Source organism: Pseudomonas sp. V88_4, from assembly GCF_029967985.1.
Lineage (GTDB): Bacteria > Pseudomonadota > Gammaproteobacteria > Pseudomonadales > Pseudomonadaceae > Aquipseudomonas > Aquipseudomonas glycinae.
On record NZ_JASCAF010000038.1, the window covers coordinates 48,574 to 63,777 of the forward strand.

The window sequence follows — 15,204 nt, forward strand, 5'->3', positions numbered from 1 at the left end:
ACGCCACTCGGTCATGGCTATTTTGGAGATACAAAATGAACGATTTTACTTTGAATGCTGAACTGCGTTCCGACCTGGGGAAAGGTGCGAGCCGCCGCCTGCGTCGTCTCGCTGCCCTGGTTCCAGCTGTTGTTTACGGTGGCGACAAAGCCCCTGAATCCATCAGCATGCTGGCCAAAGAAGTTGCCAAACTGCTCGAAAACGAAGCGGCCTACAGCCACGTTATCGAACTGAACGTTGGTGGCACCAAGCAGAACGTGATCATCAAGGCTCTGCAACGTCACCCGGCCAAAGGCCACGTGATGCACGCTGACTTCGTACGCGTTGTAGCTGGCCAGAAACTGACCGCTATCGTGCCAGTTCACTTCGTCGGTGAAGAAGCTCCGGTCAAGAAAGGCGGCGAAATCTCGCACGTTCTGAACGAAATCGAAGTGACCTGCCTGCCGAAAGATCTGCCTGAGTTCATCGAAGTCGACCTGTCGGCTCTGGAAATCGGCGCAATCGTTCACCTGTCGGACCTCAAGGCTCCTAAAGGCGTTGAGTTCGTTGCTCTGGCACACGGCGATGACAAGGCTGTTGCCAACGTCCACGCTCCACGTGTTGCTCCAGAAGCTACTGAAGAAGGCGCAGCAGAGTAATTCACTCTGCCATGCCTGAGTGAACAGGTAACATCGCGGACTGGAACGTAGCGAGAAAGCGGGCGGGAACGCGAAGTTTACATCCATGGTAAATGAGCATTTTTCGTCCACTTTCGCCGCCTTCACGGATCGCGGCGGTGTTATCCACCACTCAAAGGAAGGGCCCCTATCGTGACTGCCATCAAACTGATCGTTGGCCTGGGAAATCCAGGCGCTGAATACGAACAGACCCGGCATAACGCAGGGGCCCTTTTTGTTGAGCGCATCGCCCACGCACAGAACGTGAATCTCGTGGCCGATCGCAAGTATTTCGGCCTGACCGGGCGTTTTTCGCATCAGGGTCAGGATGTTCGTCTGCTGATTCCCACCACCTACATGAACCGCAGCGGCCAGGCCGTGGCGGCACTCGCCGGTTTCTTCCGCATCAAGCCCGAAGAAATCCTGGTGGCACATGACGAACTCGATCTGCCTCCGGGCGTCGCCAAACTCAAAGTCGGCGGCGGCCATGGCGGTCACAACGGGTTGCGCGACATCATTGCGCAATTGGGCAATCAGAATACGTTCCACCGCCTGCGGCTTGGCATCGGCCACCCGGGCGTCGCCAGTATGGTTTCAAATTTCGTCCTGGGTCGTGCGCCACGCGCCGAACAGGAAAAACTCGATGCCAGCATCGACTTTGCCCTCGGCGTGCTGCCGGATATCCTCGCCGGTGAATGGAACCGTGCGATGAAAAACCTGCACAGCCAGAAGGCCTGACTCTTATCCGAGGGGAAACACCATGGGATTCAATTGCGGCATCGTCGGCCTGCCTAACGTCGGCAAGTCCACCCTGTTCAACGCCCTGACCAAATCCGGTATCGCGGCCGAGAACTTCCCCTTCTGCACCATCGAGCCGAACAGCGGCATCGTGCCGATGCCGGATCCGCGTCTGGACGCTCTGGCGGCCATCGTCAATCCGAAGCGCATCCTGCCGACCACCATGGAATTCGTCGACATCGCGGGTCTGGTGGCCGGCGCCTCGAAAGGTGAAGGCCTGGGCAACAAGTTCCTGGCCAACATCCGCGAAACCGACGCGATCGCCCACGTCGTGCGCTGCTTCGAAGACGAAAACGTGATCCACGTTTCCAACAGCGTCGACCCGAAGCGCGACATCGAAATCATCGACCTGGAACTGATCTTCGCCGACCTCGACAGCTGCGAGAAGCAACTGCAGAAGGTTTCGCGCAACGCCAAGGGCGGTGACAAGGACGCGGTGGCCCAGAAGGCCCTGCTTGAGCAGTTGATCCCGCACTTCACCGAAGGCAAGCCTGCGCGCAGCCTGATGAAGAACATGAGCGCCGACGAAAAAGCGATCATCAAGGGCTTCCACCTGCTGACCACCAAGCCGGTCATGTACATCGCCAACGTCGCTGAAGACGGTTTCGAGAACAACCCGCACCTGGACGTGGTCAAGGCCATCGCCGAAGAAGAAGGCGCCATGGTCGTTCCGGTCTGCAACAAGATCGAAGCGGAAATCGCCGAGCTGGATGACGGCGAAGAGAAAGACATGTTCCTCGAAGCCCTGGGCCTGGAAGAGCCTGGCCTGAACCGCGTAATCCGTGCCGGCTACGAGATGCTGCACCTGCAGACCTACTTCACCGCCGGTGTAGAGGAAGTCCGCGCCTGGACCGTCCGCGTCGGTGCCACCGCACCGCAAGCCGCTGGCGTGATCCACACCGACTTCGAGAAAGGCTTCATCCGCGCCGAAGTGATCGCCTACAACGACTTCATCCAGTACAAGGGCGAAGCCGGTACCAAGGAAGCCGGTAAATGGCGCCTGGAAGGCAAGGACTACATCGTCAAGGACGGCGACGTCATGCACTTCCGCTTCAACGTGTAAAAGCTGCACCCAAGAAAAAGCCGCGTTCGATACGCGGCTTTTTCATGCCTGAAATTCAGCCTGTCAGGCCTTTTTGGTTCTCGGCAGGAAGATCGCCAACACACCGAACAGCGGCAGGAACGAGCACAGGAAATACACGTATTCGATGCCGTGAATGTCCGCCAGATGGCCGAGCAACGCAGCACCAATCCCGCCAAAACCAAACATCAGACCGAAGAACACCCCGGCAATCATTCCGACGTTGCCCGGCACCAGCTCCTGCGCGTACACCACGATCGCCGAGAACGCTGAAGCGAGTATGAAACCGATCACCACGCTCAGGACGCTGGTCCAGAACAGGTCGACATGTGGCATCAGCAGCGTGAACGGCGCCACGCCAAGGATCGAGAACCAGATCACCGCCTTACGCCCGATCTTGTCGCCAATCGGCCCGCCAAAGAACGTACCCGCCGCCACCGCGCCGAGGAACAGGAACAGATGCAGCTGGGAACTGGCCACCGACAGGTCGAACTTCTCGATCAGGTAGAAGGTGAAGTAACTGGTCAGGCTGGCCATGTAGAAATACTTGGAGAACACCAGCAGACCCAGCACCACCAACGCACTGACCACCCTGCCCTTCGACAGTCCATGAGTGGCGGCCTGGCCGGCCTTGAGCTTGAACAGGTTCAGGTGATGGGCGTACCAGCGACTGATGCGGTAAAGCACAAACAACGCAAACACCGCGAACAGCCCGAACCACGCCACGTTGCCCTGCCCGAAAGGAATGATGATCGCCGCTGCGAGCAACGGGCCGAAGGCCGAACCCGCGTTACCGCCCACCTGAAAGGTCGATTGCGCCAAACCGAAACGCCCACCCGACGCCAGCCGCGCGATACGAGAAGCTTCAGGATGGAAGGTCGAAGAGCCGATGCCGATCAGCGCCGCCGCCAGCAAGATAAGCGGAAAACTGCCAACCATCGACATCATCACAATGCCGATCAGCGTGCACACGGAACCGGCCGGCAGCAGCCACGGTTTCGGATGCCGGTCGGTGTGATAACCGACCCACGGCTGCAACAGTGACGCGGTCAATTGGAACGTCAGGGTAATCAGGCCGACCTGGGTGAAACTCAAACCGTAGTTGGCCTTTAGCATCGGATAGATCGACGGCAGCACTGACTGGATCAGGTCATTGATCAAATGCGCCAGCGCCACCGCGCCGATGATGCGCATCACCAGTGGACTGCTCTGGGGAGGAGCGGACGCCGAGGCAGCGGCGGTCTGAACGTTGCTGATAGCCATGGGAGTTTCCGGACTGCAGATGGGTGCACGCGGGCAGGTGCGTCAATGTGCCATTTTTCGGTGCGTCAGCGCCATCCCCTTAGCCAGCTAACGAACTATTCAGTCGTCGCGCCGCAAGTGATAGCGCAACGCCATGGTCTGAATCTTGCCTTGCTTATCGGCTTGAACGCGGCGCCCTTACAAAGGGCATCGAGAATGGGAAGTTTCGCTACAGAGCCGGCCTACAGAGCGGGCAAGGGTGAACTTTCGAGGCCTTTTAGCAGGGCACCAATCCCGGTCGCAATGACCGCGATGCACGCCGATGGTGCGTGGTGTCCAGAGGAGTCATGGGGCATGCAGGTTTTTTTATCACCGGGGATCAGGTTGCTGGGGCGGTTTGGCTTCGCGCGTAAATTCCAGTTGTTGTTTCTGCTGTTTATCCTGCCATTGGCCGGTAGCCTGTTGATGATCGGCCAGGACTATCGCGACAAACTCAACCTGATCGCCGGCGAACGTGCCGGTGTGCGGCAGTTGCTCGCCCTCGATGCACTCGACAACCTGCTCGCCGCTCAGCGTGACCGTGCCGCCCGCTGGCGCGCCACGGAAACCAACCGCCAGCCGACGCCCGCTACTCTGGCCGCCGTGGCCGCATTCGATGGCGTGCAACCTGCCGTGGCCCAGGCCACGCTGGAGCTGGGCAACGCCTTGCAAGCCGAAGGCGCGGAAAGCGAAACCCTGACCCGCTATCAGGCTCTGCAAGCCGCGCTCAATGGTCTGGACTCGAAAAGCCTTTCCGGTGTCGGCTGGTGGCCGGATGGTTACGACCGTTTCACCAATGCGCTCAGCGCCCTGCAAGCGTTGCGCGAACAAATCGCGATGGACAATCGCCTGATCCTCGCGCCGTGGCTGGAAACCTATCTGCTGACACAGATTTCCACCCAGCACGCACCGGACCTGATCGAGCGGGTCGGCCGACTGGCAGCCGTCGGCCAGGCGTCCGTGGTTTCCGGCCAGTTCACCCTGCAAAGCCGTCTGCAACTGCGTGACCTGCGCAGCCGCATCGGCGATGCCCGCGAGCAGCTTGTAAAAACTGCCGGCCTGCTCGAAGCGCGTCTACCGAGCGCTCTGCAAGGCTGGGCCGGGCAATATCACGACAGCCTCAAGCAACTGGATGCCGGTCTCAAAGTGCTGGATGACGGCGTGTTCGGCGGCAGCATCAACCTCAAGCCGGAAGAGTTCGAGCGCACTCTCGACGCCCTGCTCGGCAACCTCGCCACGTTGCGCCAGCAATCGCTGGTGTCGCTGGATCAGAGGCTGGATGACTACCATGGGTCGGCGATTCGTCAGTTCATCGTTGTCGCGGCGGTCTTCGGTTTTCTGTTGCTGGCGGCGCTGTACCTGTTCGTCTGCCTGCAAGCCTCGATCCGCCGCAGCGCCAGTGGCATCACGCTGCTGGCCGAGGCCCTGCGTGACGGCAATCTGAGCCTGCAAGTGCCAGTCGTGGGCCGTGATGAACTGGCGTCGATCAGCACCGCGCTCAACGTGGCCGTGGTGCAATTGCGCAACAGCCTGCTGGGTGTCGATCACGAGACTTCGCAACTGAGCAACGCGGTGCGCAGCCTTAATGATCACTCCAGCGGCGCTCTCAGCGAAGTCGAAGCGCAGCAATTGCAGATCAGCCAGATCGCCGCCGCAGCCACGCAACTGGCAGCGACGTCCCAAGGCGTGGCGCAGAGTTGCGAACAGGCTTCCGGCAGCGCCCAGCACACCCGGCGCATCGCTGCCGACAGCAGCCGTGACAGTCAGCGCACCACGGCGAGCATTCAACAGCTCAATCAGCGCCTGAACGAAACTGCCGCAGCGCTCGGCCGGGTCAGCGAGCAAGGGCAGCAGATTCAATTGGTGGTCGACACCATCCGTGGCGTCGCCGAGCAGACCAACCTGCTCGCACTCAACGCCGCTATCGAGGCCGCTCGCGCGGGTGAACAAGGTCGTGGCTTTGCCGTGGTGGCCGATGAGGTGCGCAGCCTGTCGCAACGTACGCAATCATCCACGGCGCAGATCGCCGGTACGGTCGACAGCCTGCGCAATACGGTCAATGAAGCCGTGAGCCTGATGGAGGCTGCGTGCGGCCAGGCGCAATCGGACGCGGAAGCGGTCACGGGACTTGGCGAACGCCTGGGGGAAATCGCCAGCGCCGTGCAGAGCGTCACCGACACCCTCGCCCAGATCGCCACGGCGGTCGAAGAACAGGCGAACACCGCCGATGAGGTCAGCGGCAATATCCAGCAGGTGGATCAGGCGGCGGTTCGCCTGCTCGAAGGCGCGCGTGCCGTGAATCTCGCGGCGGACACCTTGAGCCAGGGCAGCCATGCCTTGAGTGCCAACACCGGAAGATTTCAGCTGCGTTGAATGCCCCTCCCGCGCCTTTTTTCGGCGCGGGAGGATAAGCGGTTGAAAATAAGAAGAAATATTTTGAATTTACGCTTGACGCTTTTCCATTTCAGGGGAATAATGCGCGCCACTTGGCTACATAGCTCAGTTGGTTAGAGCATAGCATTCATAATGCTGGGGTCCGGGGTTCAAGTCCCTGTGTAGCCACCAAGTACTAAAAACGGCTTACCGAAAGGTAGGCCGTTTTTTTATGCCTCGAGAAAAGTGCCCTCCCCGCTGGATCGGTCTGATTCTGTAGGAACCCGGTGCGAAAAGCGTACGAAGAGGATTATTCGTTCGATCAGGCCTCTGCATCCCGGCAAGTCGATTTGATCGCCATCCCGATTGACCGACACGCTCCCCTGTCTCGATTCCAGGACAGACAGGGAGTGGTCATGGACCTGAACAAATTCCTTTTCGACGAGGAGTGGCGTCGAAAACGCCCGAGCGAAAACGCGACATGGACCGGATGGATTCCACCCCCGCCACCAGAACCCGTTTATATCCGGACAGACGAATGGCCATCGCCAAAGCCTCGCGACGATGTGGTTTTTGCCAAGTCCTGCGCGCCGGGCAACTGGTGCCGGACGGATGCCGGCACTACACCTGAGCCCGCCTCTCACTTCGGCAAAGTCATGGTGGCAGGCGCCCTGCGCATTCCCGCTGCCAGTCACGCCGTAGCGAAGGCCATCGGCGCCGATCTGGCGTTGGGGCGCATGGCCGGTGGTGGAATCCTGCAGCAGCGCCTTAATTGGGCAATCCGCGGTGCGGGAGGCCCGGCCAGCGTGTTTATCCTCGGGATGCTTCCGACCCGAATGGGCGACGACACGCTTCACACTGATGAACAGCTACGCAGCATGAGCCGCGCCACCACTCGCGTGCGCTTCCAGTTCCGACGCGATGCCGAAGGCGTCATGCAGGTTTACGGCATCCACACCGGAGCCTCGGGCGACGACTCGGTGCGCACCGTAAAAGTCGAGTGGAACAGCGACAAGACCGCCATGGAGGCCAAACTCAACGGCATCACCATTCTGTGGACGCCGCAACGCGGGCCGCTGGGATCGATGCCGCCGCTGGTTCATCCGGAGCACGGCGAAGCACTGAGCACGATCCTCGTCCACCCGATCGCCGCGAACACCGACAGCCAGATTGAAATCCTGCCCGGCGAAGACATCACCGCCGAGGATTGTATTCTGGTGTTCCCGGCGGAGACCGGGCTGAAGTCGTTGTATGTGGTGTTTTCGAAACCGGCGAGATTGACGCCTGGGACGGTGACGGGGGTTGGGGAGGATGTTTCCGGTGTATGGCTTGACCATGCCCGGGGGGGATCTGGTGCGCCAATCCCAACCAGCATTGCCGATTCGCTAAGAGGGCGTGAATATTCCAGCTTTGATTCATTCAGGCGCGCCTTCTGGGCCGAAGCATCAAAAGATACCAGGCTAGCCGGGCAACTCAGCGAAGATAGCTTGGAGCGTATGCGCAACGGAAAGGCGCCTCGCGCCCGATTAGCTGATGCGGCTGGTAAAAGAATCTCTCACGAAATTCATCATGTGGAACTGATATCTCAAGGCGGCGAGGTCTATAACGTTGACAACCTCAGAGTCCACACCCCCAAAAATCACGTCGAAGTACACCAGGATTGAGGTAACTGCATGAGCGACCCTTTCATCAAAAACAACTTTTCTGATTACACCGAACAAGACTTCGTTGAGTTCATTGACGAGATCAGAAAGGAAGACAAGGCACCTACAGATGACCGTGCAGATATTCTATTGCTGCACTTCAACAAGATCGTTGGGCATCCGAGCAAGATGGATCTTATCTACTACCCTGAGCCAGGTGCTGACACGTCGTCCTCTGGCATAGCCCGTACAATCGCGACATGGCATGAAGCAAACGGACTGCCAGGATTCAAGAAGTGAAGATTCATGGTCAATCACTGAAATGACTTCACACTACTAAGTATTAAAAACGGCTTACCAAAAGATAGGCCGTTTTTTTATGCCTCGAGAAAAGTGGCCTCCTCTGCAGATCAGCCAGATTCCGTAGGAACCGGGTGCGAAAGGCGTACTAAGAGGATTTTTCGTTCGTCCAGGCACCTGCATCTGCGCCAGTCGATTTGATCGCCATCCCGATTGACCGACACGCTCCCCTGTCTCGATTCCCGGACAGACAGGGAGTGGTCATGGACTTGAACAAATTCCTTTTCGACGATGAGTGGCGTCGAAAACGCCCGAGCGAAAACGCGACATGGACCGGATGGATTCCACCCCCGCCACCAGAACCCGTTTATATCCGGACAGACGAATGGCCATCGCCAAAGCCTCGCGACGATCTGGTTTTTGCCAAGTCCTGCGCGCCGGGCAACTGGTGCCGGACGGATGCCGGCACTACACCTGAGCCCGCCTCTCACTTCGGCAAAGTCATGGTGGCAGGCGCCATGCGCATTCCCGCTGCCAGTCACGCCGTAGCGAAGGCTATTGGCGCCGATCTGGCGCTGGGGCGCATGGCCGGTGGTGGAGTCCTGCAGCAGCGCCTTAATTGGGCAATCCGCGGTGCGGGAGGCCCGGCCAGCGTGTTTATCCTCGGGATGCTCCCGACCCGAATGGGCGACGGCACGCTTCATACCGACGAGCAGTTGCGCAGCATAAGCCGCGCCACCACTCGCGTGCGCTTCCAGTTCCGACGCGATGCCGAAGGCGTCATGCAGGTTTATGGCATCCACACCGGAGCCTCGGGCGACGACTCGGTGCGCACCGTAAAAGTCGAGTGGAACAGCGACAGGACCTCCATGGAGGCCAAACTCAACGGCATCACCATTCTGTGGACGCCGCAACGTGGGCCGCTGGGAGCGATGCCGCCGCTGGTTTATCCGGAGCACGGCGAAGCACTGAGCACGATCCTCGTCCACCCGATCGCCGCGAACACCGACAGCCAGATTGAAATCCTGCCCGGCGAAGACATCACCGCCGAGGATTGTATTCTGGTGTTCCCGGCGGAGACCGGGCTGAAGTCGTTGTATGTGGTGTTTTCGAAACCGGCGAGATTGACGCCTGGGACGGTGACGGGGGTTGGGGAGGATGTTTCCGGGATTTGGCTGGCGGGAGCTGGAACGGGGATTGGTGTGCCTATTCCCACGCGAATAGCAAACAGGCTCAGAGGGCGGGAGTTTTCAAGTTTCGACAAATTCAGGGAGGCGTTTTGGGAGGAGGTGGCCAATGATCCAGAATTGGTTGAGCAGTTTAAACCGGAGAACATTGCATTGATGCAAAACGGCGGAGCGCCTCACGCCAGGTACAACGATGCAGCCGGGAAAAGGAAAACATTCGAACTGCATCACGTTGAATGGGTGTCGAAAGGTGGATCTGTGTATGACGTCGACAATTTACGTGTCACCACACCTGCAAATCACTTGGACATTCACCGGGTCAACTCCCATGTCAAATAAAATTACTGGCTACACTGAAGAGCAGTTTATAGAACTGCTGCAAGAAATATTCACCTCTAACAGGAATGGCACGCCAGAGACTGTACTGGCAGACATGCTGGATAACTTTTGTGAACTGGCCGAACATCCCGCAGGTACTGACTTGATCTATTGGCCTGAGAATGATGCTCAATGCACTCCTGAAGGCATCACGAAAACTGTGAAAGAGTGGCGTGCTGCCAACGGCCTGCCAGGTTTCAAGCAGTAACAATCTGGCATCGAGACTCCAAACGGCAGCGTATCGCTAAGTGGTCAAAACGGCTTACCGAAAGGCAAGCCGTTTGTTTATGCCTCGCCCCCTAACGCCCTGAGCCCCTTCGCCCAGATCTGCCGCGTGCGTAACCCGACAATCGCCCGCCAGTCCGGATCCGCCGGATAAAACTGCTCCAGCAGATTCAACTTGATCGCCCTCCCCGTCGCATCCAGCGGATCGCCGTGCAGATGCAGCCAGTGATCGTCGCGCAGGTAACGATGCACGTCCGGCCCCGGATAAGTCCCGCACTCGATCACGAACGGCATCAGCTGCACATTCGGCAACGCGTTGAGCAACGCCTGCGAGGTGTACCCGGTTGCGGTTGCTGCAACGCCGGTATCACTCAAGGTTTCGGCGCCGGTGTGCAGCGTGTAGAGCCACGGGCCGTAAATCGATTGCGCTTGGGCCAGTGCCGGATACGGCGCTTGGGTTATCGTCAGCAGCATCGGATGCCCGTACTCACCGGCGCCGGTGTGCAGGTCGAAACACATCACGGTTTCAGCACCGGCCAGATGACTCTCGATGATTGAGTGCAGCGTGCGATTCGACCAGCTTGGTGCGAGTCCGCCAAAGAACAATCCGTCGGGATGACTGTGCTGCCCGCCCTCGACAATCGACATGACGGCCGGCCAGCCATGATCGGCAATTTGCGCATCGAGCAAGGCATCAGCCTTTTGCCGCTCGGCGCCGTTCAAATCGGTGCAGGCGTAGATTTCATGGAGCGCGGCGTAAGCACGGTTGTCCGGAAGCGGTCGGTTGAAATCCAAGTGATTGCGGTTGAGGTCTACGTTGTCTTCATTGACCCGCCGCAGCCACGCCGTGCCCCACGGGTTGATCAGGTGAACCATCACCACCGCAACATCCTTCGGCAGCGACTCCGGCGTGAAATGCGTCAGCCAGTCGATCTGGCACTCCGAGCCGTAATAACCCTCAACACCGTGGGTGCCGCTGAGCGCCACCAGGCGCCGTTTCGCCGCTGGATCCCCCAGCACCGCGACATCGGTACTCAAAGACTCGCCAAACGGCCCATTGAGCGGATGCGCGTACGAAGAGAGCGTGGCACCCGCCACCTTCGCGGCAGCAAGAAAGCGTTCGCGCTGTTCGCGATAGCTGGGCTGTGTCGGAAATGCGTTGTGCATGGCGGCCTCTTGTTGATTGTTCTGGCTTCACTATTGGCTCTGACCCTACAGAAAATTCGTCAAGGCATGAAGGACAAACGCACCGATGGTTTGCGTCCTGCACGGTCGGCCGATACAGTCCCTCAGACTTTTATCCCACGGACGGAGAGCCCCGCGTGTTTCCAGCCCTGCCCCTGAACCGTTTTCGCCTGCCCGCTCTGACGCTGATCATCAGCGCCATCGCCCTGACCGCCTGCAACGCACCGCCCTCCTCGACCCTGCCGCTGGCACCGGAAGCCGCCTCTGGCTACCGCACTGGCCTGCAAGCCAGCCACGCCGAGAAGCACATGGCCGCCGCTGCCAATCCGCTGGCCGCCGAAGCCGGTCGCGAGATGTTGCGTCAGGGTGGTTCCGCCATCGACGCCGCTATAGCGATGCAAGCCGTGTTGACCCTGGTCGAGCCGCAATCCTCCGGGATCGGCGGCGGCGCGATGATCGTGCTGTGGGATGGCAAGCAAGTGCGCACCTATGACGGCCGCGAAACCGCACCGGCCGGCGCGACCGAGAAGCTGTTTCTACAGGCTGACGGCAAACCGATGCCGTTCCCGCAGGCGCAGATCGGCGGGCGCTCCGTCGGCACGCCGGGCGTGATGCGAGCGCTGGAACTGGCGCACAAAAAACACGGCCGCTTGCCGTGGGCCAAGCTGTTCGAACCGGCGATCAAACTCGCCGAGCAGGGTTTTGCAATCTCCCCGCGCCTGCATTCGCTGCTGGAATCCGATCCGGAGATACGCCGCTCGCCAGACATGGCCAAGTACTTTCTGAACAGCGACGGCAGCGTCAAAGCCGTCGGCACTCGCTTGCAGAACCCGGCGCTGGCCGCCGTGCTCAAGCGCATCGCCAACGAAGGCGCAGACACCCTGTACAAAGGCCCGATCGCCGAAGAGATCGTGGCCAAGGTTCAGGGCCACCCCAACCCCGGCAGCCTGTCGCTGGACGACCTTCAGCACTATCAGGCCAAGGAGCGCGCGCCCCTGTGCACCGACTACAAACGCTGGCAGGTGTGCGGAATGCCGCCGCCTTCATCGGGCGGGATTGCAGTGGCGCAGATTCTCGGCACCTTGCAGGCGCTGGAAACCCGCGATCCGCGTCTGGCCCTGACGCCGCTCAAGCCTGTGCAGACCGATAAACCCGCCGGCATCGAACCTGCACCGCAAGCCGTGCACCTGATCGCCGAAGCCGAGCGTCTGGCCTACGCCGACCGCGCGCAATACGTAGCCGATACCGACTTCGTGCCGGTACCGGTCAAAGGCCTGGTCGATCCGGGTTACCTGGCCAGCCGCGCCAGCCTGATCGGCGAACGCAGCATGGGCAGCGCCAAACCCGGCACACCGCCGGGCGTGCAGGTTGCCTATGCGCCGGATCGCTCGCCGCTGCGCATTTCCACCTCGCAAGTGGTGGCCGTGGATGACTTCGGTGGCGCCGTGTCGATGACCACCACCATCGAAGCGGCGTTCGGCTCGCACCTGATGGTTCAGGGCTTCCTCCTCAACAACCAGATGACCGATTTCTCGTTCATCCCGGAAGAGAACGGACAGAAAGTCGCCAACCGCGTCGAGCCCGGCAAACGCCCACGCTCGTCGATGGCGCCGACCCTGATCTTCGACCGCAACAGCGGCGAGTTCGTCGCCACCGTCGGCTCTCCGGGCGGTTCGCAGATCATCGAATACGTGGCCAAAACCACCGTCGGCCTGCTCGACTGGAACCTCGACCCGCAAAGCGCCATCAGCCTGCCCAACTTCGGCAGCCGCAACGGCCCCACTGAACTGGAACAGGGCCAGTTCAGCCCGACGCTGATCCAGGCACTCAAGGACAAGGGCCACACGGTCAGCGAAATCGACATGACCAGCGGCACCCAGGCCATCGTGCGGGTCAAGGATGCTGCGGGGAAGGCAACGCTGTCAGGTGGGGCAGATCCTCGGCGCGAAGGAGTAGCGTTGGGGGATTGAATCAACGCTGCCAACTGAAAAAGGCTTACCGAGAGGTAAGCCTTTTTTGTATTGCAACATCCGGCCCTGACTTGTCATTCAGCGGCGCTCAAACCTCGAGCATCTTGCCATCCACCGGATCGCCAATTGTCAGGAAATGTCCACCGGCCACATGGTGCAGCGTGCGCAGGCCGTCATGCCCTTCGAAATGCCAGCGTCCATCGCTGAACACCCGCGAATCAGCCTGCGCCGCGATCACCTCGGCCAGGAACAGATCGTATTGCTCGTGATTGCGCGGCTCCGGCAGCAACCGGCATTCGAGCCAGGCCACGCAACCGTCCAGCATCGGTGCCTCGACCTGTTCAGCAGCGAAAGTCGGCAGGCCATAAGCCTGGAACTTGTCCTGACCTTGATCGCGATTGATTTCCAGGCCCGAGGTCGAACCGACAGTCTGCACAATATCGGCCTGATGCACACAAGGAACGTTCAGAACAAAGGTCCCCGACGCCTCGAGCAGTTGCCGGGTCCAGGTGGATTTGTCGAGGACCACCGCGACTTTCGGCGGTTCGAAATCCAGCGGCATGGCCCACGCAGCAGCCATGATGTTGCGCTGCCCGTCATGGGCGGCGCTGACCAGCACGGTCGGCCCATGATTGAGCAGGCGGTAGGCTTTGTTCAGGGGAACCGGGCGACGGAAGGACTCGCTCATGGGATCTGCTCCGGGAAAAAGAGCCGATTGTAGCGGGATAAAAACAACGAAGGGATGGCCGTCGACCATCCCTTCCCCTGGCAGGCATCAGCTGGAGAGCTGGTTGGCGAACTGGCCGACTGCATCCACCACTTTCTGCGCGCCGTCCTGGATCTCGACGATCACCGTACCGGCCTCCGCCGCCAGCGCCAGACCTTGTTCGGCCTGTTGTTTACCGTCGGTCATCAGGGCCACGGCGTTGCGCGCCATGTCCTGGTTCTGGCGCACCACACCGACGATTTCCTCGGTCGCCTGGCTGGTGCGCGAGGCCAGTTGCCGCACTTCGTCGGCCACCACCGCGAATCCCCGACCTTGCTCACCGGCGCGAGCGGCTTCGATGGCCGCGTTGAGCGCCAGCAGGTTGGTCTGTTCGGCAATGCCGCTGATGGTCTTGACGATGGTGCCGATCACTTGGGATTGCTCGTTCAGCGCCTCGATACCTTCGCCGGCGGTCTGCATGTGCTTCGACAGATCGCGCATCACGTTGACCGCTTCGGTCACCACACGGGTGCCGCGCTGGGCGGTGCTGTCAGTTTGCAGGGACGTACTGTAGGCGATATTGGCGGCGTCGGCGACGGCCTGCTCCTGATTGACCTGATCGGTGATCACCGTGGCGAACTTCACCACTTTGTAGAGTTTTTCGTTGGCGTCGAGCACCGGGTTATAGGAGGCTTCCAGCCAGACGACACGACCATGGCTGTCGACCCGCTTGAAACGGCCGGCAACGAATTCGCCGTTATTCAGGCGACGCCAGAAGTTCTGGTACTCGGCGCTGTTGTACTCCTCCGGCTCGCAGAACTGGCGGTGATGTTTGCCCTTGATCTGCGCCAGGCTGTAACCCATGCCCTGCAGGAACCGTTCGTTGGCATTCAGCACGTTTCCGCTGAGGTCGAACTCGATCACGGCGGTCGAACGTACCAACGCGCCGATCAGGTTTTCGTGTTCGCGGGAGGCCTCGATGGTGCGGGTCAGGTCGCTGGAGAAAATCGAGAAATGCTTGATCCGGCCATCCGACGCGCGAACCGGCTGCACGATCGAGCGCAACCAGGCTTCGTCGCCGTTGCCGCGAGAAAGGCGCACAGCGCCGGCGAAATGTTCACCACGGGTCAGAGCGGCCTTGAAGCGGTGATGAAACTCGTCCGACTTCACATGGGCCGGCACGATGTCTTCGATGGCGCGGCCGATCAGGTCGTGGCTCTTGTAGAGCATTTCGTTGAGGAAGTTCTGGTTGACTGACTGAATCCGTCCGTCGGGCTCAAGGGTGAGCACCAGCATCTCGCTTTCCAGGCTCTCCTTCACTTGCAGAAGGCTGGAGAGTTCTTCACGAAGAGCCGCCAGCTCTTGCTTCAGGCGTTTGTTGAACATGGGAAAGCACCGATGGACTGGATGGATAGCGGGTA

Annotated in this window: 13 protein-coding genes and 1 tRNA gene; 10 read left to right on the top strand and 4 right to left on the bottom strand. The window is 60.1% G+C overall.

Features of this window, described 5'->3' with window-relative positions; all coding sequences use genetic code 11:
* Positions 1-35: 35 nt before the first annotated feature.
* The 3 genes from QLG12_RS14745 to ychF all read left to right on the top strand — a co-directional run bounded on the left by QLG12_RS14745 (position 36) and on the right by ychF (position 2,517).
* Positions 36-638: a 50S ribosomal protein L25/general stress protein Ctc gene (locus QLG12_RS14745; protein WP_197868376.1), complete on the top strand. Its 603-nt coding sequence runs from the start codon at positions 36-38 to the stop codon at positions 636-638.
* 171 nt (positions 639-809) lie between these two features.
* Positions 810-1,394 (top strand): aminoacyl-tRNA hydrolase, encoded by a 585-nt coding sequence (gene pth, locus QLG12_RS14750; protein WP_007951726.1) that lies wholly within the window; start codon positions 810-812, stop codon positions 1,392-1,394.
* Between the two features lie 22 nt (positions 1,395-1,416).
* Positions 1,417-2,517, top strand: coding sequence for a redox-regulated ATPase YchF (gene ychF / locus QLG12_RS14755; protein WP_064384013.1), 1,101 nt, complete (start codon positions 1,417-1,419; stop codon positions 2,515-2,517).
* 63 nt (positions 2,518-2,580) lie between these two features.
* On the opposite strand, the gene QLG12_RS14760 is transcribed toward ychF, so the two are convergent.
* Complete coding sequence (locus tag QLG12_RS14760) at positions 2,581-3,798, bottom strand: MFS transporter (protein WP_085668193.1); 1,218 nt, start codon at positions 3,796-3,798, stop codon at positions 2,581-2,583.
* A 333-nt stretch (positions 3,799-4,131) separates the two neighbouring features.
* Here QLG12_RS14760 and QLG12_RS14765 point away from each other — a divergent pair, with 333 nt between their 5' ends.
* The 6 genes from QLG12_RS14765 (at position 4,132) to QLG12_RS14790 (ending at position 9,905) form a co-directional block, all read left to right on the top strand.
* Positions 4,132-6,189 (top strand): methyl-accepting chemotaxis protein, encoded by a 2,058-nt coding sequence (locus tag QLG12_RS14765; protein WP_282474787.1) that lies wholly within the window; start codon positions 4,132-4,134, stop codon positions 6,187-6,189.
* Positions 6,190-6,304: 115 nt separating this feature from the next.
* Positions 6,305-6,381: transfer RNA gene (locus QLG12_RS14770), tRNA-Met, on the top strand.
* A 224-nt stretch (positions 6,382-6,605) separates the two neighbouring features.
* A complete protein-coding gene (locus tag QLG12_RS14775; protein WP_282474788.1) occupies positions 6,606-7,853 on the top strand; it encodes an S-type pyocin domain-containing protein in 1,248 nt (415 codons plus the stop codon).
* A gap of 9 nt (positions 7,854-7,862) precedes the next feature.
* Positions 7,863-8,132 carry a bacteriocin immunity protein gene (locus QLG12_RS14780; protein ID WP_282474789.1) on the top strand — a complete coding sequence of 90 codons (270 nt, stop codon included), beginning with the start codon at positions 7,863-7,865 and terminating at the stop codon, positions 8,130-8,132.
* 263 nt (positions 8,133-8,395) lie between these two features.
* On the top strand, positions 8,396-9,658 hold the full coding sequence (locus tag QLG12_RS14785; RefSeq protein ID WP_282474790.1) for an S-type pyocin domain-containing protein: 1,263 nt from the start codon (positions 8,396-8,398) through the stop codon (positions 9,656-9,658).
* Entirely contained in the window at positions 9,648-9,905 is a 258-nt protein-coding gene (locus QLG12_RS14790; RefSeq protein WP_197868373.1) for a bacteriocin immunity protein, read from the top strand. Before QLG12_RS14785 ends, QLG12_RS14790 begins: the two co-directional genes overlap by 11 nt.
* A gap of 77 nt (positions 9,906-9,982) precedes the next feature.
* Here the strand turns inward: QLG12_RS14790 and QLG12_RS14795 are convergent, their stop codons facing one another.
* Entirely contained in the window at positions 9,983-11,089 is a 1,107-nt protein-coding gene (locus tag QLG12_RS14795) for a DUF2817 domain-containing protein (protein WP_282474791.1), read from the bottom strand.
* Positions 11,090-11,244: 155 nt separating this feature from the next.
* On the opposite strand from QLG12_RS14795, the gene ggt reads away from it, so the two are divergent.
* Positions 11,245-13,077, top strand: coding sequence for a gamma-glutamyltransferase (gene ggt / locus QLG12_RS14800; RefSeq protein WP_282474792.1), 1,833 nt, complete (start codon positions 11,245-11,247; stop codon positions 13,075-13,077).
* An 88-nt stretch (positions 13,078-13,165) separates the two neighbouring features.
* Here the strand turns inward: ggt and QLG12_RS14805 are convergent, their stop codons facing one another.
* Both QLG12_RS14805 and QLG12_RS14810 read right to left on the bottom strand, forming a co-directional pair.
* Complete coding sequence (locus tag QLG12_RS14805) at positions 13,166-13,765, bottom strand: flavin reductase family protein (RefSeq protein WP_197868370.1); 600 nt, start codon at positions 13,763-13,765, stop codon at positions 13,166-13,168.
* Between the two features lie 87 nt (positions 13,766-13,852).
* On the bottom strand, positions 13,853-15,169 hold the full coding sequence (locus tag QLG12_RS14810; protein WP_236195041.1) for a PAS domain-containing methyl-accepting chemotaxis protein: 1,317 nt from the start codon (positions 15,167-15,169) through the stop codon (positions 13,853-13,855).
* Between the last annotated feature and the right edge of the window lie 35 nt (positions 15,170-15,204).